Source organism: Streptomyces sp. NRRL S-646, assembly GCF_000720765.1.
Taxonomy (GTDB): domain Bacteria; phylum Actinomycetota; class Actinomycetes; order Streptomycetales; family Streptomycetaceae; genus Streptomyces.
Window position 1 is genome coordinate 1 of sequence record NZ_JODC01000021.1, and the last position, 26,370, is coordinate 26,370.

The 26,370-nt window shown below is 68.2% G+C and carries 23 protein-coding genes and 8 pseudogenes; 16 read left to right on the forward strand and 15 right to left on the reverse strand.

The window, feature by feature from the left end:
• Window positions 1–620, reverse strand: a pseudogene (locus IH68_RS0140735) (RNA-guided endonuclease InsQ/TnpB family protein); the annotation flags it as partial.
• Window positions 621–644: 24 nt separating this feature from the next.
• On the opposite strand from IH68_RS0140735, the pseudogene tnpA reads away from it, so the two are divergent.
• Window positions 645–1,058, forward strand: a pseudogene (tnpA, locus tag IH68_RS50700) (IS200/IS605 family transposase).
• Window positions 1,059–1,411: 353 nt separating this feature from the next.
• Here tnpA and IH68_RS0140745 read toward each other — a convergent pair.
• On the reverse strand, window positions 1,412–2,104 hold the full coding sequence (locus IH68_RS0140745) for a haloacid dehalogenase type II (RefSeq protein ID WP_030946333.1): 693 nt from the start codon (window positions 2,102–2,104) through the stop codon (window positions 1,412–1,414).
• On the opposite strand from IH68_RS0140745, the gene IH68_RS56725 reads away from it, so the two are divergent.
• The 3 genes from IH68_RS56725 to IH68_RS0140755 all read left to right on the forward strand — a co-directional run bounded on the left by IH68_RS56725 (window position 2,085) and on the right by IH68_RS0140755 (window position 5,213).
• Window positions 2,085–2,360, forward strand: coding sequence for a hypothetical protein (locus tag IH68_RS56725; protein ID WP_159403813.1), 276 nt, complete (start codon window positions 2,085–2,087; stop codon window positions 2,358–2,360). The genes IH68_RS0140745 and IH68_RS56725 overlap by 20 nt on opposite strands.
• A gap of 81 nt (window positions 2,361–2,441) precedes the next feature.
• Window positions 2,442–2,951 (forward strand): hypothetical protein, encoded by a 510-nt coding sequence (locus tag IH68_RS0140750; RefSeq protein WP_030946336.1) that lies wholly within the window; start codon window positions 2,442–2,444, stop codon window positions 2,949–2,951.
• A 174-nt stretch (window positions 2,952–3,125) separates the two neighbouring features.
• On the forward strand, window positions 3,126–5,213 hold the full coding sequence (locus IH68_RS0140755) for an NACHT domain-containing protein (RefSeq protein WP_159403814.1): 2,088 nt from the start codon (window positions 3,126–3,128) through the stop codon (window positions 5,211–5,213).
• A 498-nt stretch (window positions 5,214–5,711) separates the two neighbouring features.
• Here IH68_RS0140755 and IH68_RS50705 read toward each other — a convergent pair.
• Window positions 5,712–6,869 (reverse strand): annotated as a pseudogene (locus IH68_RS50705) (IS701 family transposase).
• Between the two features lie 196 nt (window positions 6,870–7,065).
• Here IH68_RS50705 and IH68_RS0140770 point away from each other — a divergent pair.
• The gene (locus IH68_RS0140770; protein ID WP_159403815.1) at window positions 7,066–7,938 is read left to right on the forward strand and encodes a class I SAM-dependent methyltransferase; all 873 of its coding nucleotides are present in this window, start codon (window positions 7,066–7,068) and stop codon (window positions 7,936–7,938) included.
• An 81-nt stretch (window positions 7,939–8,019) separates the two neighbouring features.
• On the opposite strand, the pseudogene IH68_RS56730 reads toward IH68_RS0140770, so the two are convergent.
• Window positions 8,020–8,349: pseudogene (locus IH68_RS56730) on the reverse strand (transposase); the annotation flags it as partial.
• Between the two features lie 381 nt (window positions 8,350–8,730).
• Between IH68_RS56730 and IH68_RS0140780 the strand changes: the two are divergent.
• Both IH68_RS0140780 and IH68_RS55780 read left to right on the forward strand, forming a co-directional pair.
• Complete coding sequence (locus IH68_RS0140780) at window positions 8,731–9,108, forward strand: hypothetical protein (RefSeq protein ID WP_030946345.1); 378 nt, start codon at window positions 8,731–8,733, stop codon at window positions 9,106–9,108.
• A 189-nt stretch (window positions 9,109–9,297) separates the two neighbouring features.
• Window positions 9,298–9,459: pseudogene (locus IH68_RS55780) on the forward strand (IS1380 family transposase); the annotation flags it as partial.
• A gap of 32 nt (window positions 9,460–9,491) precedes the next feature.
• Here IH68_RS55780 and IH68_RS0140785 read toward each other — a convergent pair.
• The gene (locus IH68_RS0140785) at window positions 9,492–9,959 is read right to left on the reverse strand and encodes a signal peptidase II (protein WP_234341762.1); all 468 of its coding nucleotides are present in this window, start codon (window positions 9,957–9,959) and stop codon (window positions 9,492–9,494) included.
• Window positions 9,960–10,360: 401 nt separating this feature from the next.
• On the opposite strand from IH68_RS0140785, the pseudogene IH68_RS59565 reads away from it, so the two are divergent.
• The 4 genes and pseudogenes from IH68_RS59565 to IH68_RS57390 all read left to right on the forward strand — a co-directional run.
• Window positions 10,361–10,495: pseudogene (locus IH68_RS59565) on the forward strand (VOC family protein); the annotation flags it as partial.
• A gap of 167 nt (window positions 10,496–10,662) precedes the next feature.
• The gene (locus tag IH68_RS59570; protein WP_324607700.1) at window positions 10,663–10,797 is read left to right on the forward strand and encodes a hypothetical protein; all 135 of its coding nucleotides are present in this window, start codon (window positions 10,663–10,665) and stop codon (window positions 10,795–10,797) included.
• Between the two features lie 95 nt (window positions 10,798–10,892).
• Entirely contained in the window at window positions 10,893–11,249 is a 357-nt protein-coding gene (locus IH68_RS0140795; protein WP_030946355.1) for a PRC-barrel domain-containing protein, read from the forward strand.
• Window positions 11,250–11,290: 41 nt separating this feature from the next.
• A complete protein-coding gene (locus IH68_RS57390; protein ID WP_199931978.1) occupies window positions 11,291–11,464 on the forward strand; it encodes a hypothetical protein in 174 nt (57 codons plus the stop codon).
• A 60-nt stretch (window positions 11,465–11,524) separates the two neighbouring features.
• Here the strand turns inward: IH68_RS57390 and IH68_RS0140805 are convergent, their stop codons facing one another.
• From IH68_RS0140805 to IH68_RS57395, 5 genes and pseudogenes are all read right to left on the reverse strand, one after another.
• A complete protein-coding gene (locus tag IH68_RS0140805) occupies window positions 11,525–12,595 on the reverse strand; it encodes a YihY/virulence factor BrkB family protein (protein WP_030946357.1) in 1,071 nt (356 codons plus the stop codon).
• A gap of 209 nt (window positions 12,596–12,804) precedes the next feature.
• Window positions 12,805–13,545 carry a hypothetical protein gene (locus tag IH68_RS0140810; RefSeq protein WP_030946359.1) on the reverse strand — a complete coding sequence of 247 codons (741 nt, stop codon included), beginning with the start codon at window positions 13,543–13,545 and terminating at the stop codon, window positions 12,805–12,807.
• Between the two features lie 75 nt (window positions 13,546–13,620).
• Window positions 13,621–14,907: an MFS transporter gene (locus tag IH68_RS0140815; RefSeq protein WP_051833976.1), complete on the reverse strand. Its 1,287-nt coding sequence runs from the start codon at window positions 14,905–14,907 to the stop codon at window positions 13,621–13,623.
• A 305-nt stretch (window positions 14,908–15,212) separates the two neighbouring features.
• On the reverse strand, window positions 15,213–16,778 hold the full coding sequence (locus IH68_RS54250) for a cellulose binding domain-containing protein (protein WP_030946365.1): 1,566 nt from the start codon (window positions 16,776–16,778) through the stop codon (window positions 15,213–15,215).
• 150 nt (window positions 16,779–16,928) lie between these two features.
• Window positions 16,929–17,480, reverse strand: a pseudogene (locus tag IH68_RS57395) (HAD-IA family hydrolase); the annotation flags it as partial.
• A gap of 208 nt (window positions 17,481–17,688) precedes the next feature.
• On the opposite strand from IH68_RS57395, the gene IH68_RS0140825 reads away from it, so the two are divergent.
• From IH68_RS0140825 to IH68_RS0140835, 3 genes are all read left to right on the forward strand, one after another.
• Entirely contained in the window at window positions 17,689–18,354 is a 666-nt protein-coding gene (locus IH68_RS0140825; RefSeq protein WP_030946370.1) for an ArsR/SmtB family transcription factor, read from the forward strand.
• The gene (locus tag IH68_RS0140830; protein ID WP_030946373.1) at window positions 18,351–19,688 is read left to right on the forward strand and encodes an MFS transporter; all 1,338 of its coding nucleotides are present in this window, start codon (window positions 18,351–18,353) and stop codon (window positions 19,686–19,688) included. Before IH68_RS0140825 ends, IH68_RS0140830 begins: the two co-directional genes overlap by 4 nt.
• A 173-nt stretch (window positions 19,689–19,861) precedes the next feature.
• Window positions 19,862–20,371: a hypothetical protein gene (locus IH68_RS0140835; protein WP_051833977.1), complete on the forward strand. Its 510-nt coding sequence runs from the start codon at window positions 19,862–19,864 to the stop codon at window positions 20,369–20,371.
• Between the two features lie 38 nt (window positions 20,372–20,409).
• On the opposite strand, the gene IH68_RS0140840 is transcribed toward IH68_RS0140835, so the two are convergent.
• Both IH68_RS0140840 and IH68_RS0140845 read right to left on the reverse strand, forming a co-directional pair.
• A complete protein-coding gene (locus tag IH68_RS0140840; protein ID WP_030946378.1) occupies window positions 20,410–22,557 on the reverse strand; it encodes an MMPL family transporter in 2,148 nt (715 codons plus the stop codon).
• 250 nt (window positions 22,558–22,807) lie between these two features.
• Window positions 22,808–22,966: pseudogene (locus IH68_RS0140845) on the reverse strand (sigma factor-like helix-turn-helix DNA-binding protein); the annotation flags it as partial.
• Between the two features lie 382 nt (window positions 22,967–23,348).
• On the opposite strand from IH68_RS0140845, the gene IH68_RS0140850 reads away from it, so the two are divergent.
• Complete coding sequence (locus IH68_RS0140850; RefSeq protein WP_030946383.1) at window positions 23,349–23,537, forward strand: YbdD/YjiX family protein; 189 nt, start codon at window positions 23,349–23,351, stop codon at window positions 23,535–23,537.
• A gap of 80 nt (window positions 23,538–23,617) precedes the next feature.
• Here IH68_RS0140850 and IH68_RS0140855 read toward each other — a convergent pair whose 3' ends face one another.
• Window positions 23,618–24,361: a GNAT family N-acetyltransferase gene (locus IH68_RS0140855; RefSeq protein WP_030946386.1), complete on the reverse strand. Its 744-nt coding sequence runs from the start codon at window positions 24,359–24,361 to the stop codon at window positions 23,618–23,620.
• A 55-nt stretch (window positions 24,362–24,416) separates the two neighbouring features.
• Entirely contained in the window at window positions 24,417–24,908 is a 492-nt protein-coding gene (locus tag IH68_RS0140860) for a nucleotidyltransferase domain-containing protein (protein ID WP_030946388.1), read from the reverse strand.
• 194 nt (window positions 24,909–25,102) lie between these two features.
• Between IH68_RS0140860 and IH68_RS0140865 the strand changes: the two genes are divergently transcribed.
• A complete protein-coding gene (locus IH68_RS0140865; RefSeq protein WP_030946390.1) occupies window positions 25,103–25,318 on the forward strand; it encodes a DUF4177 domain-containing protein in 216 nt (71 codons plus the stop codon).
• A gap of 62 nt (window positions 25,319–25,380) precedes the next feature.
• Here the strand turns inward: IH68_RS0140865 and IH68_RS0140870 are convergent, their stop codons facing one another.
• Window positions 25,381–26,307, reverse strand: a complete 927-nt coding sequence (locus IH68_RS0140870) for a LysR family transcriptional regulator (protein WP_030946393.1) — start codon at window positions 26,305–26,307, stop codon at window positions 25,381–25,383.
• Between the last annotated feature and the right edge of the window lie 63 nt (window positions 26,308–26,370).

The following is a 26,370-nucleotide window of genomic DNA, read 5'->3' on the forward strand; positions in this document are numbered from 1 at the left end:
CGGCTGGGCCTTCTTCAGCTTCTTCTCCGCACGCCGCAAAAAGCGCGGAGAGTCGATCTTCGTGCCGTCGGACAGGACCGCGAAGTGGGTCAGGCCGAGATCGATGCCGATGGTGCGGTCGGTCTCCGGCATCCGCATCGCGTCGACGGCCTGGGCGGTGTCGACGACAAAGGAGGCGAAGTACCTGCCGGCCGCGTCCTTGATGACGGTGACGAACGTGGGGGCGGGCAGGGTGCGGGACCACCTCACCTTCACCGCGCCGATCTTCGGCAGGTTCAGCCGGCCACTGCCGGTAATGTTCCAGCGGGCATTGGCGGTGAACCGGATCGACTGCCGCGCGTCCTTACGGGACTTCAACCGTGGTGCTCCCACCTTCGGTCCCTTGCCCAGCCAGGACCGCTCCTTCGTCTGCTTCGCCTCGGTAATCAGCCTCTTCGACTGCTCTGCGGCCTTGGGCAACGGCTGCTTGGCTGCTCTGGCCTCCTCACGGGCGCGGACCGCGTCGTTGAAAACGACACGGGCGCACCCGAACGCCCTCGCCAGGCGCACCCGAACGCCCTCGCCAACGCCCTCTGCTGACCGTTGTCCGGGTACAGGCGCAAGCTGTACCTGAGCTGCATGACCGCCACCGTAGATCTTGGGTTGTGGGTGAGATGCAGGAGATCAGAACTGGTCGGCACTGTGCTTTCGTGATGCACGCGCACTGGTCTTCGTGACCAAGTTCCGGCACAGAGTGTTCACCGATGCCCATTTGAGGCGCATGGAGGAGATCATGCGGTCGGTGCACGGACTTCGAGTGCGATCTGGTGGAGTTCAACGGCGAGGACAACCACGTCCACCTGCTGGTGAACTTCCCGCCCAAGGTCGCCGTGACCAAGCTGGTCAACTCTCTCAAGGGCGTCTCCTCGCGCCGTCTGCGGCAGGAGTTCCCCGACCTGGTGCGCCCCTACTGGCGGGCCAACAAGCTGTGGTCCCGCTCCTACTTCGCCGGAAGCGTCGGCGGCGCCCCGCTCACCGTGGTCAGGCAGTACATCGAACAGCAGAACCGGCCGGTATGAGCGTTCCCCGGCTCCGCCGGGGCGGGCCGTCATGACGCTTCGCGCCATGAGTGACGAATGTGCCCTCTCCGGCTCCGCCGGAGCAGATGCGGCGACGCTCCGCGTCGCCACCATCAGCTGCGCTTCACCCCGGCGTGAACGCCGAGGCACTGCGAATGAATCTCGGTAGCGCCACAACCAGCCACCGCGAACACCAACGCCGACAGGGCGACTTCCTGATCCAGTCGGCGTTTCGGGTTGTATTGCAGGAAGGTCGCCGAGTCCCCATACGCATCAACAGGACGAGAGCGGGATGGCCGCCCAAGACAGCCGAGCTCGCCGCCCTCCCCAGGACACCAACAACACCTGCCCGCCTACCTCGCCGTCAGCGCGGTGGCCAGTTCGTCCAGTCCGCTGCACCGCAGGTCGAAGACATCGGAACTCGTCGGAGGGTCCCCGACCGGTCGCTGAACGTAGGCTGTCCGCATCCCCGCCGCCTGGGCTCCGCGAAGATCCCAGGCGTGGGCGGCCACCATGAGCACGCGTTCTGGTGGACATCCGGCGGTGTCGATCGCAAGCTGATAGACCTCAGGAGCCGGCTTGTAGGCCAGGACGGCTTCACTGGAGAGCGCTTGGTGCCAGCGCAGCCCGGCATGTGCGTTGAGGCGCAGCAGGGCGGTGCGGCCGGCGTTGGAGAGCCCGAGCACGGGGAATTGCTTCGCCAGCCGTTCGATTCCGGCGACAGAGTCGTCCCAGGGAGGCAGGCGCTGACCCGCTGTGGCCAGCCGGGCGACGGTCGCCGGATCGGCGAGTCCGGCCTCGCCGACCACCCGTTGAGCTGCCTCTTCATCGATGATCTCGGTGTTGGCGTACGCACGAAGCCCTTGCGCGATGCGTTGCTGCTCAAGCTCTACATGCTGCTGCCACAAGGTGAGCAACTCGTCGGCAGACGCGTCGTCGGACGCAGGCACGGCCTCGCGAATTGCCGCTCGAAGCCCGCTGGTTTCGTCGACCATTGTTCCGAGGACGTCGAAGACGACAACCTCGATGTCGCAGATCCCGGCCATCCGGCCCCCTGTTCGTGCTGGTGTCAACAGCTCAGCAGGGGACGACCTTGCCCCGAATATCGTCACCAGTCAAGGTGGTGATGCGGATATCGCCGACGGTGCCGGCACCTCCGGTTCCACCGCCAAGTGGATCGCCTCGCACCACACCTCCAGCGGCGACTGCACCACGCTGAACGATTGCAGCGCCTTCGCCGTCTCAGTTGCGGATGACACGGGGAGCGACGGCCCCGAAGAAACCGCCAACCGCACCGGCTGAGCCGGACTGGACCGGGCCGGGCGCCGGTGACCGACAGGCCGACGCCCGGCTCGGCCCCCTACCCGTACGAGGGTGACCCCGATGTCCCGACCTCCGCACCGCCGCCATCGTCCCCGCCCGACCCGGGCCGGCGACGCGTGGCTCGCCATCGCGCCGGCCCTCCTGGCCCTCCTGGTCGTGGGAGTCACTGGCTGCTCGAAGTCCGACGTCCGCAGCGGCGCGCCCCCGCTGAAGCTGTGCGGGGTCACCTTCTGGAGCGGCGCCGAGGGCATCGGCACGACCCAGCTGAGCACCTCCACCCGCGGCATGCCGTCCGCTCCGGCCGCCGATCGGCTCCCTGCCACGACCGCCCGGGACTCCGGCGGTCCGCCGCCCCGCGTCGTCTCTGTCTCCTCCGACTGCTCCCACGGCCGTACGGTCGTCGTCTCCCCGGCTTCCTCTGTGCGCGTCCGCAAGGTGGCGAAGGACGGCGGCGGTCACGTCGTCGCCCTCTCCCTGGTCCCGGCGCAGCCCGGCACACCTGCCGAGGTGCACATCTACGCCTACGACGGCACCCGCCCCACTGGCCAACTCCTCACAATGGTGGGCTGATACACGGCGGCCACTACTCGGCCACTGTCTTGCGCTGGACCGTCCCTACCGCAACCCCAGCCGTAGCCTGCGCAGAACCCCGCGGGCGATTGCGCAGAGCTCACCAAGCAAAATTCAACTGCGGTGAATCCTGGCCATGTTGCGGTGGATAGCCCAACGGGAATGACGCCCTGCATGGGGGCATCGCGCGTACGTCGGACAGCTCTGGTCTATGTCGTTCTGCTGGCTGCAGCCGCGGGACTGGCACTGTGGCTTTCATCCAAGGAGTTCGAGGCAGCCCGCTTGGCGACCACTGCCATCGCGCTCGTCCTTGCTGCTCCCAGCGCCTACCTGGCCGGGGCTGCCTACCTCGCTGACCGCCGTGAGGCTGCGGCGGACATCGATGCAAAGACCAGGACGATCGCTGCCGCTGTGGCAGTGGCCGAGGCCCGGCAACGAGCGCAGCTGATCGGACCCGGAGCACACCGCATCGACTTGACCTTCCGCTACCGGACCGAGCCTGCCAACAATGCCGCCGGCGCGGACCCTCACGGCCGCCAGACCGGCATCGTCACCTACTACCGCAGAGTGAACCCTGCCCGTCTGGTGATCACTGGTGAACCCGGCGCCGGGAAGACACTGATTGCCCTGGATCTCCTGCTTGGCCTGCTGACCAGCCCTCATCGCACGGACGCCGACCCCATTCCGGTCCGCCTCTCCCTGGCTGGCTGGGACACCAGCCAGCCCTTCAAGCAGTGGCTCGCACACCAGGTCCACCAGCATTTCCGCGACCGTGGCATAACCGCCGCGGACGCTCTGCTCCTCGTTGATCACCACCGCATCCTGCCGGTCCTGGACGGTTTGGACGAAATGGATGCCGACACCGCGCCGGTCGGTCGACGCCGCGCCACCTCCGCGCTGCAGCAACTGAACGACTATCAGGACCCCACCGGCAACGCCCCGGTGATCCTCACCTGCCGTACCACGCAGTATGAGCAACTGGCCGCCCAGGACCTGCGAATGCGTGAGGCCGCTCGCATCCAGATCGATCCGGTCACCGCGTCCCAGGCGGCCGCCTATCTCACCGCTCGCAGCGCCAACCCAGCCCGCTGGACCGCGGTCATCGACAAGCTCACCGTTACACCTGGCGGCACCCTTGCCCGCGCCCTGAACACTCCCTGGCGGCTCAACCTGGCAGTCACCGCCTACGAGGAACGCCACCCCGACACGCTCACCTACCCGCATGACCCCGCGTTCCTGCTCACCTTGGCCTCGTCCAGCGCTGTCCGCGACCACCTGCTTGATCGCTACGTGCCCGCTGCGAGTCGGCAGCACCCAACTCACCCCGGTCGCTACCCTTCCGAGCAGGCTCACCACTGGCTCGCTGCAGTTGCCACTCACCTTGCAACCGGCACCGCGGCCACCGGACCAACCACCGACATCGTCCTCCACCAACTCTGGCCGATCGCCGGTCCCCGCCGCGTGCGCACCGCAGACGCTCTTCTCACCACGCTCCTCCTCTTTGTTTGCACCGCCTTCGTCGTGACCCAACTCCCTATCGACTCTTCACTTGGCCAACTGTTCCTTGTAGGAGGAACCGCCCATTCCGCCTTCTCGACCGTCTGGCAGGCCAGTCGCCCCACTGTTCCGGACCCCAAGTCCCTCCAGTTGCACCAGTTACGCGGTCGGGCCCAACGCGCGCAGATCGCCCGGGAACTCGTACGGGGGCTCGTGTCAGGGCTCCTGGCCGGGCTCGCGGTCGGCCTCACGCTCGCGCTACTGGTCTTCCTCACGGTCGAGCCGGTGCTTGCGCTTGGGGCCTTGCTCGCGTCCGCGCTCCTGGCCAGGCGCGCGTTCGGGCTCGCGGGCGAACTCGTGGCACCCCTGAATGACGCTCCACCAACCGAGCCGCGCCGTGCGCTCCGGGACGATGTCAGGGTCGGCCTCACGGTGGGTTTCGCGGTGGGCCTCGTGACCGGGCTCGCGTTCTGGCTCACGCTCACCGCCGTGGCCGCGCTCACCGTCGGCGCCGCGCACGCGTTCACGCTCGGTGTCGGGCTCGGTCTCGGGCTCACATTGGGGCTTACGTTTGGGCTGCGGATGGCAGGGGCCAGCCGCCGCTACATGGTCTTCCTCTGCTGCGCGCGCGGCCAACTACCCTGGCGCCTGGGCGCCTTCCTGCATTGGGCATACGGCACGGGAATGCTGCGGATCTCCGGAATGGCGTATCAATTCCGCCACCGTGAACTCCAGGACTGGCTCGCAACGCACCCTGTTCCCTAGGAGCACGCCGCCTGCTCCGTCCCTGGAGGGATGGTCCACCGCGACAACGTTCCGCGCCCGCACCCACAGCACGGCGACAAAGTCGAGACGGCGGTGGCCAACTATCTCTGAGGAAAATGGTCAACCATCGTTGAACACCGGCCGCCCAACAGCGGACTTCCCATTGTATCTGGCCACCCATCGCTGAAGGTCCCAGTCGACCGCGACAGCCGGCTGATGTCCTGCTGCCATCCCACCTTGAGCGTGTGCCATCGAAGCCTGAGCGCCCGATCCACAGAACGAGACAGCTATCTCAATTTTCACGCTCTGCTGAACCGGCACGTCAGACGCCCGCCCGACCTTGGCAATTCAGATGCTCCCGGTTCGCTCGGAGTGCGTGTGGACGCTCGCGTAAGGCCCTGGTGCTACTTCTTCGTCGCCAGATGGACCAGTTCTCTGCTCGTTGCGGGGAAGTCTTCGGTGCTTGGACGATGCGGTTCCAGATCTTCCGGATTTCGTTCACCGTGAGAGGGAGAAGATCTGGTCTCTCACCGGATGCGGAGCCCCTTTTTGGGAAGCGCGGCGGAGGACGACGAGGAATGCGGCGGCAGTCATGGACAGGGTGATGTGCCGATACCACGCTTCGTAGCCGCGAACTTGGCAGTGGTCCAGCCCGGTCTCGTTTTTCGCGGTCTGGAAACATTCCTCCACCGACCAGCGGGAGCCGGCGACGTGGATCCACTCCTCGAAGGTGGTGTCTTCGGGGGCGAAACAGATGTAGTACGCGATCTCCGCCGGCTTCGACCGGCTCCGGCGAGCCAGCAGCCAGTGAGCCCAGCCGGAACGGCGCAGGGGTCGGATGGGTTCGGCCGCCCAATCGTAGATACGCGGCCCTCGCACACCGTTCCCGCAGCTCAGCGGCTCCCAGGCATCCTCCGGCAGCCGGGCGATGACGTGATGGGCCCCTTCCTTGAGGAGGCCCATCGACACGACTGACTGCGACTTGGTCACCGCCAGGACGTGAGGTATGTCCCGCGACTCGAGCCACAGGCGGAACTGCCCGTCGCCGCCGTATACCGCGTCGGCGGTCACCCAGCCGAACGGAATCCCTGCCGCCAGAGCGCGTTCGACCATGCGGCGAGCAAGGGCAGGTTTCGTGGCGAACTCAACATCGTCTGGAATGCCGGCCGCGCGACACCGCTCACGATCGGAGGTCCATCCCCTCGGGAGATACAACTCCCGGTCCACCAAAGCTCGTCCATGCTGAGAGGCGTAAGCGAGGAACACGCCGATCTGAGAATTCTAGATCCTCCCTGCCGTGCCCGAATACTGGCGGGCCACACCGGCCGATTTGCGGCCTTTCTTCAGGAAGCCCGTCTCATCCACGACCAGAACACCGCCGTCCGCGTCCTCCAACTCGTGTACTACGAGAGCACGTATGTCATCCCGGAGACCATCGACGTCCCAGCAGTAGGAGTTCAGCAGACGCTGCATCCCCTGTGGGCCGGCGTCACCCACTGCCTCGGCCAGCGTCCAGCCGTTTTTCCGCTCGACCTCGCTGAGCAGTCCCTGCAGGCAGGACCGCATCCGACGCCGAGGCTCAACACGACCGAACCGCCCGGCGAACCGCCCCACGAACTCATCAAACAAGCCGGACCAACCGTCAGCTGCCCCCACCGTCACACCGACGACAACGAGACACCTGCACCGCAGTCACGAAGTGTCGTTTTCGTGTTACGACTCGTAACGAATTGAGCGCGGCATTGCTGTGCAGCATCACGAGGTTTCGCGACCACCTGTGGCTCCCAGCTGCGCAGGGTACCCAGGGCGAAAATCCTGTGGCCCCGTAAGGCGTAGCTGGCAGACTGTCGAAGTGGACGATCAAGAATCTGACCTCGACACCGGAGCTGCTCAGGATGCTGTCACCGCCGAGCGATCGATGGTGGCTGACACGACGCGCGCAGCTCGCCGGATGTCGTTCAACGCTGATGCACTGACCTATAAACGAGGCAGACCACGGTACCCGGACGCGGTCTTCGACCTGTTGGCAGAGCGCTGCGGGCTGCGGCCCGGTGCGCGGGTGCTCGAGATCGGTGCCGGTACGGGACTGGCCACCGAGCCGCTGCTGGCGGCCGGCGCGCACGTGGTCGCGGTCGAGCCCGGCGAAAGCCTGGCCGCGATCCTCGTCGCCGATCACGCGTGTGACCGGCTGGAGGTCCTCGTCAGTGACTTCGAGGCTGTAGACCTGCCAGGCGAGTTCGACCTCGCGGCGGCGGCGACAGCGCTGCATTGGCTCGACCCGGCCACGTCGACCGCGAAGATCGCCCGGTTGGTGCGTCCGGGCGGCTGGCTGGCGGCGTGGTGGAACGACTTCGGCGACGTCAAGCGGCCGACGCTCTTCCGCGACCGGCTCGACGAGGTCTACCAAGACCTGCTGCCTGCCGAGACCGGCTACCGGGACAGCCGCTCGCACGTCCTCGACACCGACCGGTGGCGCAGCCAGTTGACCACGGGCGGCTACTTCGACAACGTCTCCGTCGAGATCATCGAATGGGAGCAGATCCTGACCGCGCAGACCGCACGGGATCAGTGGTCCACGTTCCCGAACATCGCGGAACTCTCTGCGCCCGACCGCGAAGAGTTCCTCACTCGCCTCGGTTCGCTCGTCGACGAGCTCGGCGGCCAGGTCGCAGACCCGCGCCTAACGGTCACCTACACCGCTCAACGCGTCCAAGGCTCGCCGTGACCCGCATCCGCAGCGGTCCAGCAGAACACCATGACGAACGCGAAGACCTGTGGGCCACGGCGACACGAGACACAGCGACAATTTCAGCCGTCGCCAGCAGATGACGGCACAGCCGAGGGTGACGAAGGCATGGTGGATGTCGTCGCGGATCTCCCAGCGGATGCGCAAGCGGCGAAACCAGTGCAGCAGCGCGATCGTGCCCTCCACGACCCAGCGATAGACGCCCAGTCCGGAGCCGTGTTCGATGCCGCGCCGGGCGATATGCGGGGTGATCTCAAACCTGCGCACCCGGTCACGGTAAAGGTCGTGATCGTAGCCGCGGTCGGCATACAGATGCCTGGGCCGCCGTAGCGGTTGGCCGCGCTTGCCGCGGATCGGCGGCACGGCCTCGATCAGCGGAATCAGTTGAGTGCCTGTTTGCGATCCCGGTGTCGATCAGGAATGCGGGGTAGGGCTCGGTCATGGACCCCGACGAGTCAGAGGCCCCGGCACGGAAGTCCGCTCGTGAAAATGAGGCGCTCGCCCTGTCCGTCTTCGGTCTGCGTCTCCCGCTCCTTCGCCCGGCCCAAAACCAGCAGCGCACCACAGGGGGTATCCGCATGCCTGGCTAGGTCAGGTAGGCCTCGTGGTCGGAGACGTCGTACACCGCGCCCCTCGCGGTCGCTTCAGTCATCAAACACGTTTCGACGGTAATCGAACCCTTGGTGTCCTCCATTCGGCGACATCTAAGTTGAGGCGTCCAGCAGCACGAAGACGGCCTGCGGCGACGCAGGAGACCCACCAGGGGGAAACATGCGCAAGCTGTTCAGTGCCGCCGCGGCGTTCGCGACTGCGGCCACCGCGGTGGTGGCGATCGGCGGGGCCGCCCAGGCCGCGCCGGCGGGCAACAGCACGGTGTACGGATGCCTCTCCGGCAACGTGTGCATCTGGCCCGAAAGCGTCTGGCCGCAGGAAAACCCGCACCCGACCAACCAGTACGCCAGCTACGGCGCCCACAACCTGAGCAACCAGTTCGGGTACCACTGGGTCCTCAACAACCAGTACGGCGGCGCCACCGCGGACCTGTGCAACAACTACGGCGGCACCAACTGCGGCGAGCACCTCGCGCAGGACGAGTGGACCTACACGTACCTCACCCCCATCAACTCCATCAAGCTCAACCGGCCGTAGCGCGCCGCTCGCCACGGGGGAGCAACGGCTGGGACCTGTCCACGCCGGTCCCGGCCGTCCCGTTTTCCGCCACACCGGGTGAAAGCTTGGCTCCCTGTCCGACCCCCGAACACACCACCACGCTAGTGGCTCGTCTCGCATCGTTGACCAAGTAATCGACGTGCCGCCCGGCGGCCAGCAGACTATCTCGCCGAGCCGAAGAAGCTCCGCTACCGGCTGCTGCATGCAGCCGCTCGCATCACCCGGGGCGGTCGCCGCTTCCATCTGCGCATCTCCGCAACCTGGCCCTGGCGAAACGAGCTGACCAGCGCATTCGTAGGCCTCACAGCCCTGCCCCGGCCAGCCACCTGAAGCATGACAGCGCCCCTGCCCGCCCACCAAGGTTAGGCGGATTCTTCGCCCGGCACCTTAACGAGTTGCACACCACGCAGGCTGAGCAGCACCAACCCAGCGCACCCGCAGACGAGCGCGATGTCGGCGACGTTACCCACGAACGGGCCGTAGTCGATGAAGTCCACAACATGCCCGCGGCCCAGGCCGGGCTCGCGGAAGAGTCGGTCGCCCAGGTGGGATACCGCACCGCCGAGCAGCGCGCCCAGCACGAGCGCCCAGCTCGCCGAGGCCAGTCGGCGTGCGGTGTAGAGAATGCCGACCACTGCCGCTGCCGTTGCCAGGGTGAACACCCATGTCGCCTCGATGCCTATGGAAAAAGCGGCGCCAGGATTGTACAGCAGCCGGAAGTGGATCAAAGGCGGGATCACGGCGACGCGCTCGCCGTCGGACAGCGCGGAGACCGCCCACAGTTTGGTGAGCTGGTCCGCGAGCAGGACTACCGCCGCCAGTATGAGCATCACGCCGTACAGTCGGCTTGAACCCCGCGCCAACCGCATCATCATGGCCTCCGTGCGTAGCGATATCCGAACCAAGATTCCCCGAGACTATCGGCCCCTTCGCCATGGCAAGGTGCACGTTGCCGCCGTGGGGCAATCGACTGAGCTCGTGGCTTGTCACGCAGCCTTGGCCGGGTATTCGGTCCACTGACGGATCGATGACTCGGGCGCGAAGCGGGTCTTCGGCTCGGCCCGGCTGTTCCGCCAGCGGATGTAGGCGGCGATGTCGGCGTTCTGCTCGTCGTGGGTGCGATGATCGGTGCCGTTCAGCGCGAAGTAGCGCAGGGCTGCGAACTCGGATTCGATCCAGTTCAGCCAGGATCCCTAAGCGTCGTTCCCAGGCAATCGACCAAGGAGCGACCATGGTCACGATCAAGACCGCCAATGCTCAGTTCTGGGTGCACGACCAGGACGAAGCGCTCGACTTCTACACCACCAAGCTCGGCTGGGAGGTCAGGGCGGACGTGACGATGGAGGCATCGAGCTTCCGCTGGTTGTGTGTGGCGCCGCCGGGTGCGGACGGCCCGGCGCTGGTGCTGATGCCCGTTCCGGGGCAGCCGATGCTGGATGAGGCGAGCAGTGCCCAGCTGTCCGATCTGGTGGCCAAGGGTGCGGGCGGCACCCTGTTCTTGGAGACCGCGACTCCAAGGCCGCCTATGACGAGCTGTCCGCCCGAGGTGTCGAGTTCAACGACCCGCCGACGGTGCAGCCGTATGGAATCGACACGTCCTTACGCGACCCCTCGGGCAACAACATCCGGCTCACACAAGTACTGGAATTCGATCCGGAACGCCACTGACCGCACCCCACAGCGAGGGCGGCCTGGCCGCACGCCACCTGTCGGCAGGGATATCAGGGACACGTTCAGGGGTACTCCTCTGGTGGAGGTCCATGATGTTCGAGGCAGGCGACATTCGTGAATGGCGTGGTCACGGCGTGGTCGACCCCCGCGGTCACAAGATCGGCACCCTGGAGGCCGTCTACGTCGACACCGCGACAGACCAGCCCTTCTTCGCCACGGTGACCGTGGGTCTTCCCACCCGTCGGCGCCTGGTTTTCGTGCCGCTGTCCGGAGCGACCGTCGGGCCGGGCTATCTCAAGATCGCTCATCCCAAGGACGTGGTGAAGACGGCTCCCGCGATCGACACCGACGGCGAGTTGCCTGCCGCGGACGAGCCGGAGATCTTCGCGCATTACGAACTCGACTACGCGCCAGGAGCAGGCGGTGAACGCCGTCTGGCCCGTCGCTGAGCCGCCGCCGCTGAGAAGTCGATGAAGCCGCTGGAGCGCCGATGAGTCTGTTTCTGTTCCTCATCATCGTGGCCCTCGTTCTGGGCATCATCGGAGTCGCCGCGCACGGCCTGTTCTACCTGCTGATCATCGGCGCCGTCGTGCTGCTCGCCGACCTCGCCTACGGCGCCGTGCGCTTCCGCCGTGGCGGACGAAAGCACCGCTTGGCACGCTGACCGCGACATTCCCCGGCGGCGGCCGGCATTCTCTCGCCCTCGCCGCCGGGCTCTGTCCGGTCAGATGTCGTCCAGGCGGCGGATGTCCTCCTCGTCCCAGGTCCGGGTGGAGCGGGGGTGAGTGTAGGGCTCGGCCTCGGGCGGGTGGCCGCCGGCGATGGCCCGCTGCCGCACGGTCTCGGCATCGAACTCCAGGCCCAGCAGGATCGCGAGGTTGCTGATCCACAACCAGACGAGGAAGACGATGACGCCGGCCATGGTGCCGTAGGTCTTGTTGTACGAGGCGAAGTTGGCGACGTAGAACGCAAACCCGGCGGAGGCGGCCAGCCAGATCGCCAGGGCCAGCAGGCTGCCTGGTGTGATCCACCGGAAGCCCTTGACCTTGGCGTTCGGGGTGGCCCAGTACAGGATCGCGATCATGACGGTGACCAGCAGCACCAGTACGGGCCACTTTGCGATCGACCACACCGTCAGCGCGGTGTCCCCGATCCCGAGCGCCTGCCCGGTCTGGCGGGCCAGCGCACCGGTGAAGACCACGATCAGCGCGCTCATCACCGCCAGCACCATGAGCACCACGGTCACACCGATCCGCATCGGCAGGATCGCCCACACCGGTCGGCCCTCCGGCATGTCGTAGACGGCATTCGCAGCACGAATGAAGGCGGCCACGTACCCGGACGCCGACCACACCGCCAGCACGATGCCGACCAGAGCCATCACCGAGCCGGTCCCGGCGTTGTTCTGCAGTTGTTCGACGGCCCGCGTGATGATGTCGCGTGCCGAGCCGGGAGCCAGCTGCCTGAGGTTGTTCAGCACCTTGTCGGTGGCCGACTTGCCGGTGATCCCCAGCAGGGAAACCAGCACCAGGAGGGCCGGGAACAAGGACAGCACGCCGTAGTAGGTCAGCGCCGCGGCCCGGTCCGCCAGCTCGTCGTCCTTGAACTCCTTCAAGCTGCCTTTGAGTACGGCGACCCAGGCGCCCTTCGGCAGCTTCGTCGGCGTGTCCGGAGCAGCCCGTTCGACCTCCCGGTCCGGTCCTGCTTCCTCCGGTGACGGCACCGGGTCCCGGGAAGCCGGGGCCTCGTCGGTGCCGTCCTGATGTTTCCGCCCTGGAAGATGCAGCTTGGTCATACCCGCCGGGTATCCCCACGGCGTGGGCTCAAGCGGACGCCCGGCGGCTGTACCGGCCTCGTCTCGTACTGTGCCGCACAGCGCCCTCCAAGGACCGCCCTGACCAGCGTAAACACGCTTGGACGGCAGCATCGACCGGCGCCTGCCGCAGACCGGAATCGGGCAGGACGGCATCCGCCGTGTCCGGTCGATCAGCTCGCCGGCCCCTCCTACTCGCCTCGGGGCTTTGGTCTGTCGGGTGGGTCGAGGGTGAATACGGTGATCCACTCGGCGTCCGCGGCGTGGTAACCGAGGCCGGTCAGAGTCTCGGAGGCGGCACGCATGTGCCCGGCGCCGTAGACGACGGCGATGGCGAACGGGCCGGTCCGTCCGGCGTAACCCCGGTCGAAGTCGGTCAGGGCCTTGGCCAGCAATCGGTCGCGGCGCCGGAGAACCAGGTCGTCCAGGCCCGGCCAGAAGTCCGCCACGGCCTGCTCGCTCTCGCTCATCAGGTCCTCGACGGCGAGGTGCCGGGCGAGCCAGCGACGTGTCCCCAGCAGCCGCATGGCGGCCGTCATGGCCGGCACCACCGTGGCCACCATCGCGCGTTCCCTCAGTGGCAGCCGACGGAACCCTTCCTGGAACTGCGCTCCGCTCATGTCGGGGCACACGACGGGCAGCCCGAGCGCCTCGAAGTCGATGTCCTGCACGACCAGACCCAGGCGTTCATGTCCGTCGAGTCGCTCGTACGACGCGACCAGGGCGTCGGCGCCGGGCGAGCCTTCCCCAACGCCCTCGGCGACCACCAGGTCGCAGTCGCGGCGCAACCGTGCCGCCACTTCCCGGTAGAAGGCTGCCTCCCCGAGGTGAACCATGGGAAAGAGCACAAAGGTCAGCCCCGTCTGCGGCCGCGTGAACCTGATGACGGCCGATCGCACCCCGGCCAGGCCGGTCACCTCGATGAACTGCACACCCGCCCCCTTCGCGCCTGCCCCTCCCCCACAACCACGCCAGGACCGCCTGTGAGGGTTGCTCCCGGCTCGCTCTTACGGGCCAACACCAATGGGGCGCCGAAGGCCGGCGGCTACCCCCCGCTCTCCAGGCGTTCCCGACGGTTGGGCTGCCTCCGTGGTGTGTCCCGCTTCCGTCGGGGCTTCTGCGGCGGAGGAAGTGATCACCTCGGAGCGTCGGTCGCCCCGGTCCATGAGGCCGCCCGTGAAAGCGAGGCCGAGGCCCGCCACTGCGAGGGCGGCGCCGACGAGGTTGGGGGATGCCCAGCCCCAGCCTGCGGAGATGGCCAGTCCGCCGAGCCAGGCGCCGCCCGCGTTGGCCAGATTGAAGGCGGAGTGGTTGGAGGCCGCAGCCATCGTCGGCGCGTTCTTCGCCTTGGCCATGAGAAGCATCTGGACGGGTGTGGTGACGAAGGCGCCCATCGCACCGATGAAGGTGATCGTCACCAGGGCCGGGACGGTGCTGTGGACGGTGAAGAAGAAGGTCACCAGGGCTGCGGCGAGCAGGGCGAGGCCCCCGTAGAGCGTCGGGCGCAGGGCGCGGTCCGTGAGGGGGCCCGCAATCAGGGTGCCGAGCGTCATGCCGACGCCGTACAGCGCGAGGACCAGGGTGGTCGAGGAGTCGGAGATGCCCGTCAGGTGCGTCAGCATCGGCACCAGATAGCTGTAGACGGCGAAGAACCCGCCGAATCCCACCACGGCCGTGGCCAGGCCGATCGCGACCTGCCTGTTCCCCATCGCCCGCACCTCGTGCCGGATGCCGGACTGGCCGCCTCGTGGCTGGTGGGGGACGAAGAGGGCCAGCGCGGCGAGGGCGACGAGGCCGATGACGGCGACGGCACCGTAGGCGAACCGCCAGCCGAGCTGCTGGCCGAGAGCGGTGCCGGCAGGCACGCCGACGATGTTCGCGACGGTCAGTCCGAGGAACATCTTGGAGACGGCGCGCGCAGCTCGCTCGGGGGCGACCAGCCGTGAGGCGACGACCGCACCGACGCCGAACAGTGCGCCGTGCGGCAGCCCGGCCAGGAAACGCGCGGCGAACAGCAGACCGAAGTCGGGTGCGAGCGCGGACGCGATGTTGCCGACCACGAACAGCCCCGACAGGAGCAGCAGGAGCCGTTTGTGCGGTATGCGTGCACCGATGCCGGTCAGTACGGGGGCACCGACGACGACACCGAGCGCATACGCCGACACGAGGTTGCCGGCGTGTGGCACCGACACACCGACGCCGTCGGCGATCTGGGGCAGGAGGCCCATCGTGGCGAATTCGGTGGTGCCGATGCCGAAGGCGACGACAGCCAGGGCCAGCAGAGCCAGAGGCATGGTGCGGGTGAACCTTTCAACGCAAGCAGTGCAGGGACGAGGGAGCGGAGAACCGCCGAGGTCGTCCAGATCCCACGGCAGGCCGCGTCGAGCACCATTGCCCTGCGCACCCCCAAACAGGGCAAGCCCATGAACAGTGCAGCAGCGGCAGCAGACCGCGCATTCCAAGATCGAGCCGTATTCCGGCGTGATCTACGTCATGACAGTTCCGGCCGGGCGGACAGCGACGTGTCGCGTCCGACCGGCCGGAACCGTTGCGTCGATCAAGCCGCCCGCGCCCGCTCGGGCAGCGTGCGGACGTCGCTTCAGCCGGTGTAGGCGGAGAAGATCTTCCCGAACTCGTAGGGGGACTGCGGGATGTTGGTGCACTGGTAGAGCGCGCCCGTGCAGGCGTTGCGGTCCCGGGTCGCCTCCCAGAACGCGAGCTCTCCCAGGTGCCTGCTCTGGGCGAAGGAGACCAGCTGGCGGGCGTCGGCCTGGTCGTAGATGTGGCCGTCGTCGTTCTGTCCGAGCATGGGCGTCACTCCGACCATCGCCCAGAGCCGGGCGTCGGTCCTGCTCGGGAAGAGCGACTTCAGCTGGGTGAAGGTGCTCTGTGCGGCTTGGACGGCGGCGTCGCCGTAGTCGACGCTGCGGTAGTAGTCCATGGCCATCACGTTCACCACGTCCAGGTCGACTCCGGCGTCGCGCGCCGACTGCACGACGTTCAGGCCGTCCGAGGTCAGCCCCTCCGGGAGGACGGGCAGTGTCAGCGAGATCCGCAGCCCCGGGTGGGCCTGCTGCAGGCGCGCCAGGGCCTGGGAGCGGCGGGCGACGGAGGCCGGATCCGCGGAGGCCGCGCCCTCGATGTCGAAGTCGACGTACTTCAGGCTGTACGCGGTCACCACCGCGTTGTACTCGGCGTACAGCGTGTCCACCGAGCCACAGGCCTGGGCCAGTTCGATTCCGCTGGCGCCGCCGAAGGAGACCTTGACGTCTCCCCCGGCGGCCCGGATGGCGTCGATCTGGTCCTTGGCCCAGCCGTCGCGCGGGTCGTAGGCGTTGAACCACATCGCCTTGCAGCCGGAGGCGGTGATGAAGGCCATCGTGTAGCTCTTCACGCCGCTCGCGGAGGCCATGTCGGGCATGCTCGGCGTGGGCCACGCCCCCATGTCGATGTACGGCGCGGTGAACAGACCGCCGCTCGGCTGCTGACCGCCGGTAGAGGTCGTGCCGCTGACGGCCGCGGAGTAGGCGGAGACGTTGCCCGCGGCGTCGCGGGCCCGCACGCGGAAGGCGTAGCTCGTGGCGGCCTGCAGGCCGGTGGCCGTGTAGGAGGTGCCTGTCACAGTGACTGGCGTGCCGCCGTCCCGCGAGATCTCGTAACCGGCGACGGACCCAGAGTCGTCGGTCGCGGCGCTCCACCGCACGGTCAGGGAGGAGGAGGTCGCGGAGCCGACCGTGACTCCGGCCGGGACGCTGGGCGGTGTGGTTTCGGTGCTCGAACCGCCCGTGCAGGACGCTCCGTTGAGCTTGCAGCCGGTGGGCGTTCCGGTGCCGTTGGACACCCACCCGAAGGAAGTGGAGGCACCCGGCGCCAATGTGCCGTTGTACTCACGGTTCTTGAAGGTGTAGTGGTTGCCGCTCTGGGTGAGCAGTGCGTCCCAGTACGAGCCGACGGTGGTGCCGGATGGCAGGTCGAACTCGACACTCCAGCCCGACAGGGTGGTGCTGCCGGCGTTCGTGATGGTGTACGCCCCCTGGTAACCGCCGTCCCACGTCGAGGTCTTGGAAAAGGCGGCGTTCGGTGTGGCCGCGGCGGAAGCGGGTGGGGCCAGGACCAGGAGGAGCAGCCCGGCGAACAGGGCGAGAAGTACCGACGGTCTTCGCATGTGCTGCCTCCACTGGGGGGTGGGCGCCGGCTTGGCGCATGAAGCCGCAGAGTTGGTCCATACCAATCCTCTGGCATGTACATACCGAGGCTGGGACCCGCCGTCAAGCGGTACGCCCGGCCTGGAACATGCTGTGGAGGCGTTGCGGGAACCCCAGGAACCTGTCGAGCTCCTGGGTACGCGAGAGTCGACCCCGGAGGGCGCGTCCTCAATGACCAGGCACTCCCCCGGCTCGGCGCCGAGTCGCTCCGCGGCCGGCAGATAAGGGACCGGTGACGGTTTGCCTTCGTCGACGGCGGCGGCATCCACCACCACACGCGGAATCGTCAGCCCAGTCCGGGCGAATCGCCCCCGTACCCGGTGCTCGTAGTTCGAGGTCACCAACCCCCAGCGCCCCACAGTCAGGGCCGACAACAGCTCAGCCGCACCTTCGAACGCGCCATAGACGCCGGACCGGACGTCGCCGTCCTCCAGTTCGTGCAACGCGGCCAGGCACTCCCGCGGGTTCCGATCCGGGGCGACGGCGGCAAAGGTCTCCATCGGCCTCGTCCGCAGTGCGACCCGATACACCGCCTCAGGGTCCGGTCCGTGTCGCGTGGCCCACGCTTCCCAGACCCGGCGCTGGTTGTCCACGGCGTCGATCAACGTACCGTCGACGCCAAACAGACATACGACCCGAAACCGATCATGCCCATCCGCCAAGAAACTGCCGCTCCGAGGGAAGTGTTCCGCGAGGCGCTGGGCGTGGCCGACGCGTGCTGGATACGCGGCCGGGGGCGGCGCACCGCGGCAGGACCGGCAAGGCGGGGCGACACCAGGTGTGGGCGCAAGGTCAACTGGCGCACAGCTGCAAAGAGTTCTTCGCGAAGGGGTCTTTGCGAAGGACTCTTTGCGGTCTAGAGTGCGCGACATGACAGACATCGGGGCGGCCCCAGAAGGCCCACAAGGCGCAGCAGACGCAGTCGTTCTGGATGCCAAGGGGCTGCGCGCCCTGGCGCACCCGGTGCGTGTGCACCTGGTCGGACTGCTTCGGAAGTACGGGCCTTCGACGGCTACCCGGCTCGCGGAGCGGCTGGGCGTCAACTCCGGGACCGCCAGCTATCACCTGCGTCAGCTCGGCGCGGCCGGTTTCGTCGAGGAGGACACGGAACGCGGCAACGCACGCGAGCGCTGGTGGCGTTCAGTGCATCAGATAACCGAGTTCAGCGACCGGGACCTGGCTGACCGAGAGCCCGAGGCCGCTCTTGCCTACCTGCAGTCCGTCGCCGCCATCTACACCTTGCGTGCCCAGCGGACGCTGAACGAGCTGCAGACGATGCCCCGTGCCTGGCGGGACACCTTCGACATGAGCGACTGGGCTCTGCGGCTCACGCCCGAAGAGGCCGTCGCCCTGCGGCAGGAGCTGAGGGAGGTCGTCGCCCGCTACCGGTGGGATACGCCGGAGGCGACAGCGGATGCCCCCGAGGGCGCCGAGCGGGTGGCAGTGGTCACGCACGTGCTGCCTGAACTGGATGCGCCCGCCGTGCCGGCCGCCCGTTCCGGTCGCGGGGAAACGACGGGAACGCAGGCGTCATGAGGGAAGACCTCCCGGACGCCGAGGGCAGGTCCGGCAAGCGGTCCTTACGGCCGCTGGGCGGCGTGCTGGCGGCCATGGCCGTGTCGCTGACCGGCACTCGGATCTCGGCCGTGGCGCTGCCCTGGTTCGTTCTCGTCACGACCGGCAGCGCCCCCCGCACCGGGCTGGTGACCTTCTGCGAAATGACTCCCTATGTGCTGGTCAAGGCGTTGACCGGGCCCCTGGTGGACCGGATCGGGCCGCGGGCCGTGTCCTGGACCACGGATCTGGTCAGCGCAACGGCCGCCGCCGCGGTTCCCCTGCTCCACGCCCTGCACCTCCTGTCCTTTCCGCTCCTGCTGGTCCTGGTCGCAGTGATCGGCGCCGCCCGCGGCCCCGGCGACCTGGCCAAGCAGGTCATGGTCCCGGAAGCCGCAGAGCGCGGCAGGGTACCGCTGGAACGGGCCACCGGGCTGTCCGGCGTGACCGAGAGGCTCGCCTCCACCATCGGCCCGGCGGCCGGCGGCTCCCTCGTGGCGCTGCTCGGGCCTCTGACCGGGCTCGTCGCCAACGCAGGCTGTTTCGCTCTCGGATCGGTGATCATCGCTCTGGCACTGCCCCGCGGCATGGGTCGTGCAGTGGAAGAGTGCTCATCGCAGGCCGGGGAGACAGGATCGGGCTACTGGCGGCGATTCGGCGCGGGCTTCACCTTCCTGCGCGGCGAGCCGTTGCTTCTCACCGTGATCGTCATGGTGGGGATCACCAACCTGCTGGACGCGGCGTTCGCCACGGTGCTCATGCCCGTCTGGGCCAGAGTGTCCGGCAACGGGCCGACTGCCATCGGACTGACCGGCAGCGTGATGGGAGCGGCGGCAGTCGGTGGAAGCCTGATCGCTGCGGTGGCCGCGCACCGGCTGCCCCGCAGGGCGGTGTTCTTCACGGGGTTCCTGCTGGCCGGGGCACCGAGATTCCTGATCCTCGCCGCCGATGCCCCCTTGGGGGCGGTACTGACCGTCTTCGCCGTCAGTGGATTCGGGTCGGGCTTCCTCAACCCGGTGCTGGGGGCCGTCCTCTTCGAGCGGGTGCCGCGCCGGATGCTGGGACGGGTCAACGCGCTCGGTGACTCGCTGGCCTGGGCCGGAATCCCTCTTGGCGGACTCCTCGCCGGGGCGGCGGTGGCCTCTGTCGGGCTCGTGCCGGTGCTGCTCGCCTGTGGGACCGTGTACTTCCTCACGACGAACCTCACGGGACTGCGGCCCGAATGGCGCGAGATGGACCGTGCCGGCAGACGAGGTGTCGTCACGCCGCACGCCGACGAAGACGCCTCACGCGGCAGCGCGAACGTCACGACATGACGTGCGCAGGAGGGGCGATCTCCTTCCGCTTCCTGCTTCCCGCACGCCATGGCCGGCGCCTGCCGTCCTCGGGGCGGGCATTAACCCGGCAGTACTGCTGTTGCACCACAGGACGCCTGCACAACAGCCCCGACCGGCGTCACCCCGGAACAGGCGAGAACGGAACGGGCGACATGAGCGACGTACAGGCCGGCAACCGCATACGGGCCGCTGCACCGGCCCCGGACAGCGACCTGCTCGAGCGGATACGCCGGCACCGGCGACACACCCTGGAACTGCTGACCGTCTGCGCCGTCGGTCTCGTCCCCTGGACCGTGCTGCTGGCGGTGAAGCTGCCCTCCGGGTACCAGGTCCATCACTGGCGCGTCACGTGGGTGGGATTCGACGTCCTGCTCGTGGTCGCGATGGCGTCCACCGCGCTTCTCGGATGGCATCGGCACCGCGCCGTCATCGTGGCGGCTCTCGCAACGGCTCTGCTTTTGATCTGCGACGCGTGGTTCGACGTGTCTCTCGCCTTCGGCACCTCGGAGATCTGGCTGTCGGCGGCGCTCGCCGTGTTCGCCGAACTGCCTCTGGCCTTCTATCTGATCCGCCGGGTGACGGGGATGATCTCGTTGGCACAGTGGCCCTCCGCCAAGGCCGTGGCGTGCAGCGACGAGCAAGCCCCCGGCCTGGACGCCTGAAGGATCTGCGGCACGGCAGCCGTCTGCTCCGCGCGCGGTCAGCTCATGGGCTGCTGTGCCCTGGGCTTGACTGCCTCCGGGTGCGGATACGACGGTGGCACACGCAGCAGGCGGGCCGCCCACCCGGGCAGGTGCCAGTTCCACGGGCCGAACAGCGAGACCAGCGACGGAACCAACAACATCCGAACGATGGTCGCATCGAGAAGGATGCCGATACCGAGGCCCGTCGCCAGCGTCTTCAGATCAGTACCGGGGCCGGAGGCGAGCGCGGCGAAGGCGAGGAAGAGGATCAGCGCGGCGCTGGTGACCAGCCGGCCGGTGCGGCCGAGGCCCTCGATCACGGCGGCGTCGGTGGAGCGGCCGGTGTCGTACTCCTCGCGGATGCGGGAGAGGATGAACACCTCGTAGTCCATGGACAGCCCGAACAGGAACGCGAAGACCATCAGCGGGATCCAGAAGGTGATCGCGCCGGTGGCCGCGATGCCGAAGACCGCGTCGGAGCCGTGACCGTCCTGCCAGAAGATCACCATCACGCCGAGGGTCGCCGCGAGCGAGATCAGGTTCAGCAGGACCGCCTTGAGCGGCAGCAGCAGGGAGCGGAAGGCGCGCACCAGCAGGACGTAGGTCAGCAGCGCGATGATCGTGAGCATCAGCGGGAAGTTGCCGTAGACGGCGTGCATGAAGTCGATCTGTGCCGCGCCGATGCCGGCGACGCCGATGACGCCGGGCAGGCCGTCCGCGGCCGTCTTGACCCGTTTGACCACGCCCACGCTCTGCGAGTTCACGGTCTCGTGGTCGGGGATGACGACGACGATGCTCTGCCCGGCGCGGTTGCCGGCCGGCCCGGACGGCAGGAGCACGCTGCTCACGCCGTCGATCCCGGCCAGCCTGGCGGCGGCCGTGCGGGCCTGGTCGGTGCGGACCAGGACCTCCATGGGGGTCAGGGCGCCGGTCGGCACACCGCCGCGCTCCAGGGTCTGCAGGCTCTCGTAGGCCGGGCCGCTCTTGGCCAGCGACTCGGAGGAGGCGAGGCCGATCTTGATGCCGAGGAAGACCCCGGTCAGGGCGAACAGTGCGGCCAGCGCGGTGGCGGCCGCGATCCAGCGGCGTCGTACGACGGCGGCGGTCCACCGGCTCCAGAAGCGGCTGGCCCGGTCCTCGTGCCGGATCTTCGGCCAGTCGACCTTCGGACCGACGCCGCCCAGGATGGCCGGGGTGAGCGTAAGCGTCGTCAGCACGCTTGCCAGCGGGATGAGTGCTCCGCCGTAGCCCATGCTCCGCATGAACGGGACCGGCAGGACCACCAGCGCCAACAGACCGATCGCGACGGTGACGCCGCTGAACACCACCGCGTGCCCGGCGCGTTCCATCGCGACGACGACCGCGTCGTGGTTGTCCCGGCCGTGATCGCGCTCCTCGCGCCAGCGGGTGACGAACAGCAGTGAGTAGTCGATCGCCACGCCCAGGCCGATGAGGGCGACCAGGAACTGCACGATGAACGACACATCGGTCGCATAGGTGAGCGGCAGCAGCATCACGAAGGTCGCGAGGATCGACACCGCCGCCACCACCAGCGGCAGCAGGGCCAGGAAGGACGCGAACACGAAGGCGAGTACGGCCAGAGCGCCGACAGCGCCGAGGAGCGTCTCCCCGAGGACGCCGGGCCCGCCGCCGTTGTCGCCGCCGGAGGCCAGCACGTCCTCACCCGTCACGCCGACCGCAGCGCCCGTCGGTACGGCTTTCTGCGCCGCCGACCGGATCGGATCGGTCAGCAGCTTCTGGCTGGGTGACGGGTTGAACCGGTAGAAGACCAGGGCGTAGGCCGTGCGGTCGTCCTTCGTCCGGAACGCCTTGTCCCCGGTGTTCGCCTCGTCGATCACCCGTAGGCCAGGGACGGCTGTGCCTGCGGCTGTGAACGCCCGCCCGACATCCCTCTCGTGACCGGTGATGGTCTGCCCTGCGGGGAGCGTGACCGAGATCAGATAGGGGTTCGTGTCACCGCCGCTGCCGAAGGCACGCTCGATGCGGTGAGCCGTCACCGTCCCGGGCTGGCCCGGCAGGGAGAAGTCGATCGTCAGCCGGTCCGTCGTCCGGCCGGCCAGCAGGATGCCGGCGACGAGCACCAGTCCCCAGAACGCCACAACCGCCTTGCGGTGCCTCAGAACGAACTCGGCCCACCGTCGCATGCCCGGACCTTCCCCACGTAGGTTGCGGGAGTTTAGCGCTATGCCCCCTTCCTTCACTATCAGGCGGATCGATGAAGTTTGCGATCCGTGTCCGTGTCGGGCTGAGCCGTCGGAAGAGCGCTCGGCGGGCTGGGCCCTCAGATCCGCCCGGCCAACCACCCTCCCGGGGTTCCAGGGCTGCCCGCGCCGGAGTGTTCCGTCGAGGGCCGTCCCGTCGGGTCCTGTTCCGTGCGGTCCGGTGAGGTGTCGTTCATCGCCGGGCCTCCATCACCTGGCTCAGTGCGGCGATGCCACGCGCGCTGTGTGTCTTGACCGAACCGCAGGAGATGCCCATGGCGGCGGCTATCTCGCTCTCCTTCAGTCCGAGCCAGTGGCGCAGGACGAGTGCCTCGCGCTGTCGTGCGGGCAGGTCCGGGCCGTACGGTCGCCGCATCCGCTGCCGACGACCGAGTCGCCGTACGTCGAGTCCCGTATCGACCGGCCCGAGCAGGCCGGCAAGCCGCCGCTAGTGTGGGCAGGCTCTTGACGCTCTCTCGCCCAAAGGCAGGAGATTCCACGGGTCGCCCCGTGGGATTCCTGCTTCGTCGTCGACTGTCCGCCCGGAGTTCTCCGTTGAGGTCTTACACCGGCCCCACAGGCCGACACTGCCAGTGAGCCCACAGGTAAAGATCAAACCTACGGGTCGGAGCACGGTCCTTCCCCCAGAAGGCGAAGCCCCCCCTCCTTTCCCTGCTCCGCAAGAGTCCGTTTTCCCTCCGCCCTGAAAGGACGGAGTCTCCACGAGGAGTCAGATGAACATGAGGGGCTGGGCGCGGAGGGTGCGCTGGTATCTGCGTGAGCTGACCGGGGAGGCGGAGTACGACCGCTACTGCGAACGGCACCGGCGCCACCACCCGCTCGCTCCGGTCCCCAGCCGCCGCGAGTATCTGGTGCTCCGCGCCCAGCACCGGGAGGAGCACCCGCACAGCCGCTGCTGCTGACGCCTTCGGCAACCACCGCCGGACGGGTGCGCATCCATGAGGGATGCCGCACCCGTCCCTCGTGCGGGAGCACCGAGAGATCACGACCGACGGGGCGAGTGCCGCGCCAACTCGATGCTGAGTTGTGCGCCCAGTTCTGCAAAGCCCAGTGCGGCCGCAACGCGGCGGGAGGCCGGACGCCGGGCGCGCCACTGCGGCAGCAGCCCGGCAGCGAGGGCGTGTGCGGCCGTCGCGGAGCCCGTCGCCCGGGCAAGTCCGCGCCCTCGCACCTGTGGTGCGGTCAGCACGCTGACGTGAGCGGTTCTGCACGGCCAGGTTCGGTATCCCGCGGCGGCGATCACCTGACCGTGTTCTCGGACCACAAACGCGGGCGACGTGATCTCGTCCAGACCGGCCTCACTGGCGTCCTCGGGTCCTGCCGCCTCTTCCAGTCGCCTCAACTCCCGGTCATCGGCAGGCAGTTGCTCCACCGTCGACAAACCGGCGTGCACTGGCCGGAAACGTTCCGGGGACAGGTACGCCAACACGGCCGGCCCGAGCACTCTGCTCACGGGCAGCACCGCGCGGACCGAAGCCGCGTCCACGACAGCCTCCACCGGAAGTACCCGCAGTGGGTCGCGAACGATCGCAGCAGCGCTGTCGCTGGGCACGGTCACGATCGCCGATCCGCCCAGGGCCACTACGCCGACCCAGCCCGCCGGGCACATCCCGGATTCCGGGGAGACAGCCACGTTGACACCGCCGCTCGACAGGAATGGGACCGGCACTCCGGCCAGGTCCTCCCAGAGACTGCGGGCTCTGGCCAGGAGCGGATCGATCGACATGGCTCCGATCCTGTCAGGTGGATTGGGTCACCGGACCATGCCTCCTTCTTCCGGTTCAGAAGTGGGTGGCGATCCCGAAGACTCGGCGGAGTTGCGCCATGTCGTGCCGATCACGATCGGACGGCTCATACCCCTGATGGAAGAAGACCTGCTGCGCGGCAGACAGACACGGGACCGCCGATCCCCCGATGGTGCCCGAAACGAAACACGAGGAGGGGTAGATGAACGGATGCTCCGGGATGGTTGATGCCTGTTCTGCGGATCCGTCGTCTTTGAAGATCAGCGGATGGAGGTCGATGTCCCGTCCGGCCGCGTCGGTGACGACGAACCGGACGGGCCGCCAGTTGAGGCTCTCAGCGAAACCCTGCTCGGAGAGGACCGCCATGACGGCGGCTTCCTGGTCCTGGCGGTGCATCAGGTCCAGGTCGCGGTGGTCTCGGGTCTGTTCTCCGATCAGAGCGTCGATCCCCCAGCCGCCGCCGATCCAGATGTCGGCCTCGGCCCGTCGCAGCAGGGTCAGGACCGACAGCACGTCTTCAGCTGTCATCACCTGTCGCAGGTTAGAAGCGATCACCTGGTGCCGCGAGCGAATTCCCACGACCCTGCGGTCGGCGGCAATTGCGTGTGGAAAGGGAGCCGGCGTCGTGGGCGGCCGGACGGTCCGCCCGCCAGTGCGGCCCGCCTAGCAGCATGATTGGCTGGCCCCGGGCAGTGCAACAACACACCGGAGGGCACGCAGGTATGAGTAGCGGCTACACCTATGAGTACAAGGTCGTCAGTTTCAGGGAGTCGCTGATCGGTGACGCGCTGGACAGCGACAAGCTGGAGAAGGTTCTCAACAAGCATGCCGAGGACGGCTGGGGCCTGAAGGCGATCACCTCCGCCGACGTCAAGGGGCGTATCGGCCCCGGCGCGGTCGAAGGCCTGCTCCTCACCTTCGAACGGCCCCGCGCATAGCGTCGGCTGTACCACTGTTTCCAGCGTCGGGAGCCGCACCGTCCGCGGCTCCCGACGCTGTTTCAGCTGTGCGCGCCTGGGGCGTCGAGGGCTGCGGCGCGGAGGGCGGCTGCCACGCGCATGACCGGTTCGGTGGGTGGGTGCGGGAGGCGGGCGAGGAGCAGGCGCCGTTGTTCCTGGGGTCCGCCGCGAACCGGGAGGATGCGTACGCCTGGCGGCGCGGCGGGGGCGAGTGTCGCGGGCACGGTGGTGAGGCCGCAGCCGGCGGCGACGAGATGGAGCTTGGCCAGCCAGTCGCGGGCGGTGTGGGCGACCTCGGGTCGCTCGTCGAGGCCGGGCCACACTCCCATCAGCCGGTCCTGACCTGAGCCGGCGCTCCCGATCCAGCGCTGCCCGCGCAGGTCGTCGACGTCGACGAAGTCGCCGCGGGCCAGGGGGTGGCCGGCGGGCACCGCGAGAAGCAGGGCACGTTCGCTGAGCGTCTGCAGGGCGAGCGGGGGCGAGTCGGTGTCCGGTGGGCGGAACGGTGGCATCGAGGCCAGGAGGGCGAGGTCCAGGGTGCCGGCTCGCAGGGCGCGCACCAGCGCCGGGGTGGTGCCTTCCCGGCTGACGACGTCGATCCCTGGGTCCGTGCGGCGCAGCATGGCCAGGGCCGTGGGGAGCAGGACGGCTCCGGCGCTGGGGAACCACCCCAGACGGACCGTGCCGGACTGCTCGGGCAGGCCGGACAGTTCGCGCGCAGTCGCATCGATCTCGTCGAGCACGGTCGTTGCCCGGCGTATCACGACGCGGCCGGCCGCGGTCAGGTGTACGCCGTCGCGCCGCCGTTCCAGCAGCTCCGCGCCTGCCGCCCGTTCGATCGTGGCGATCTGCCGGGACACCGCCGACTGGGTGTAGCCCAGCGTTGCGGCGGCCGCGGTGAACGTTCCCTGTTCGGCCACCGCGCGCAGGACCCGCAGCGCGGTCAGCGACACATCGGTGAAGTCCATGACGATTACGCATACCAGCTGTGCCCAACTTTCGTTGGACTCATGGAGGTGGCCGTTTTTAGC

What these genes read in the sequence shown, in the direction of transcription:
- IH68_RS0140865 (WP_030946390.1), top strand. Translation starts at nt 25,103, where the DNA reads ATGAGTAGCGGCTACACCTATGAGTACAAGGTCGTCAGTTTCAGGGAG.
- IH68_RS0140825 (WP_030946370.1), top strand. Translation starts at nt 17,689, where the DNA reads ATGACAGACATCGGGGCGGCCCCAGAAGGCCCACAAGGCGCAGCAGAC.
- IH68_RS0140855 (WP_030946386.1), bottom strand. Translation starts at nt 24,361, where the DNA reads ATGTCGATCGATCCGCTCCTGGCCAGAGCCCGCAGTCTCTGGGAGGAC.
- IH68_RS0140835 (WP_051833977.1), top strand. Translation starts at nt 19,862, where the DNA reads ATGAGCGACGTACAGGCCGGCAACCGCATACGGGCCGCTGCACCGGCC.
- IH68_RS56725 (WP_159403813.1), top strand. Translation starts at nt 2,085, where the DNA reads ATGTCGCAGATCCCGGCCATCCGGCCCCCTGTTCGTGCTGGTGTCAAC.
- IH68_RS0140745 (WP_030946333.1), bottom strand. Translation starts at nt 2,104, where the DNA reads ATGGCCGGGATCTGCGACATCGAGGTTGTCGTCTTCGACGTCCTCGGA.
- IH68_RS0140805 (WP_030946357.1), bottom strand. Translation starts at nt 12,595, where the DNA reads ATGACCAAGCTGCATCTTCCAGGGCGGAAACATCAGGACGGCACCGAC.
- IH68_RS0140860 (WP_030946388.1), bottom strand. Translation starts at nt 24,908, where the DNA reads ATGACAGCTGAAGACGTGCTGTCGGTCCTGACCCTGCTGCGACGGGCC.
- IH68_RS0140830 (WP_030946373.1), top strand. Translation starts at nt 18,351, where the DNA reads ATGAGGGAAGACCTCCCGGACGCCGAGGGCAGGTCCGGCAAGCGGTCC.
- IH68_RS0140815 (WP_051833976.1), bottom strand. Translation starts at nt 14,907, where the DNA reads ATGCCTCTGGCTCTGCTGGCCCTGGCTGTCGTCGCCTTCGGCATCGGC.
- IH68_RS0140750 (WP_030946336.1), top strand. Translation starts at nt 2,442, where the DNA reads ATGTCCCGACCTCCGCACCGCCGCCATCGTCCCCGCCCGACCCGGGCC.
- IH68_RS0140795 (WP_030946355.1), top strand. Translation starts at nt 10,893, where the DNA reads ATGTTCGAGGCAGGCGACATTCGTGAATGGCGTGGTCACGGCGTGGTC.
- IH68_RS0140870 (WP_030946393.1), bottom strand. Translation starts at nt 26,307, where the DNA reads ATGGACTTCACCGATGTGTCGCTGACCGCGCTGCGGGTCCTGCGCGCG.
- IH68_RS54250 (WP_030946365.1), bottom strand. Translation starts at nt 16,778, where the DNA reads ATGCGAAGACCGTCGGTACTTCTCGCCCTGTTCGCCGGGCTGCTCCTC.
- IH68_RS57390 (WP_199931978.1), top strand. Translation starts at nt 11,291, where the DNA reads ATGAGTCTGTTTCTGTTCCTCATCATCGTGGCCCTCGTTCTGGGCATC.
- IH68_RS0140755 (WP_159403814.1), top strand. Translation starts at nt 3,126, where the DNA reads ATGGGGGCATCGCGCGTACGTCGGACAGCTCTGGTCTATGTCGTTCTG.
- IH68_RS0140840 (WP_030946378.1), bottom strand. Translation starts at nt 22,557, where the DNA reads ATGCGACGGTGGGCCGAGTTCGTTCTGAGGCACCGCAAGGCGGTTGTG.
- IH68_RS0140785 (WP_234341762.1), bottom strand. Translation starts at nt 9,959, where the DNA reads ATGCTCATACTGGCGGCGGTAGTCCTGCTCGCGGACCAGCTCACCAAA.
- IH68_RS0140780 (WP_030946345.1), top strand. Translation starts at nt 8,731, where the DNA reads ATGCGCAAGCTGTTCAGTGCCGCCGCGGCGTTCGCGACTGCGGCCACC.
- IH68_RS0140850 (WP_030946383.1), top strand. Translation starts at nt 23,349, where the DNA reads ATGAACATGAGGGGCTGGGCGCGGAGGGTGCGCTGGTATCTGCGTGAG.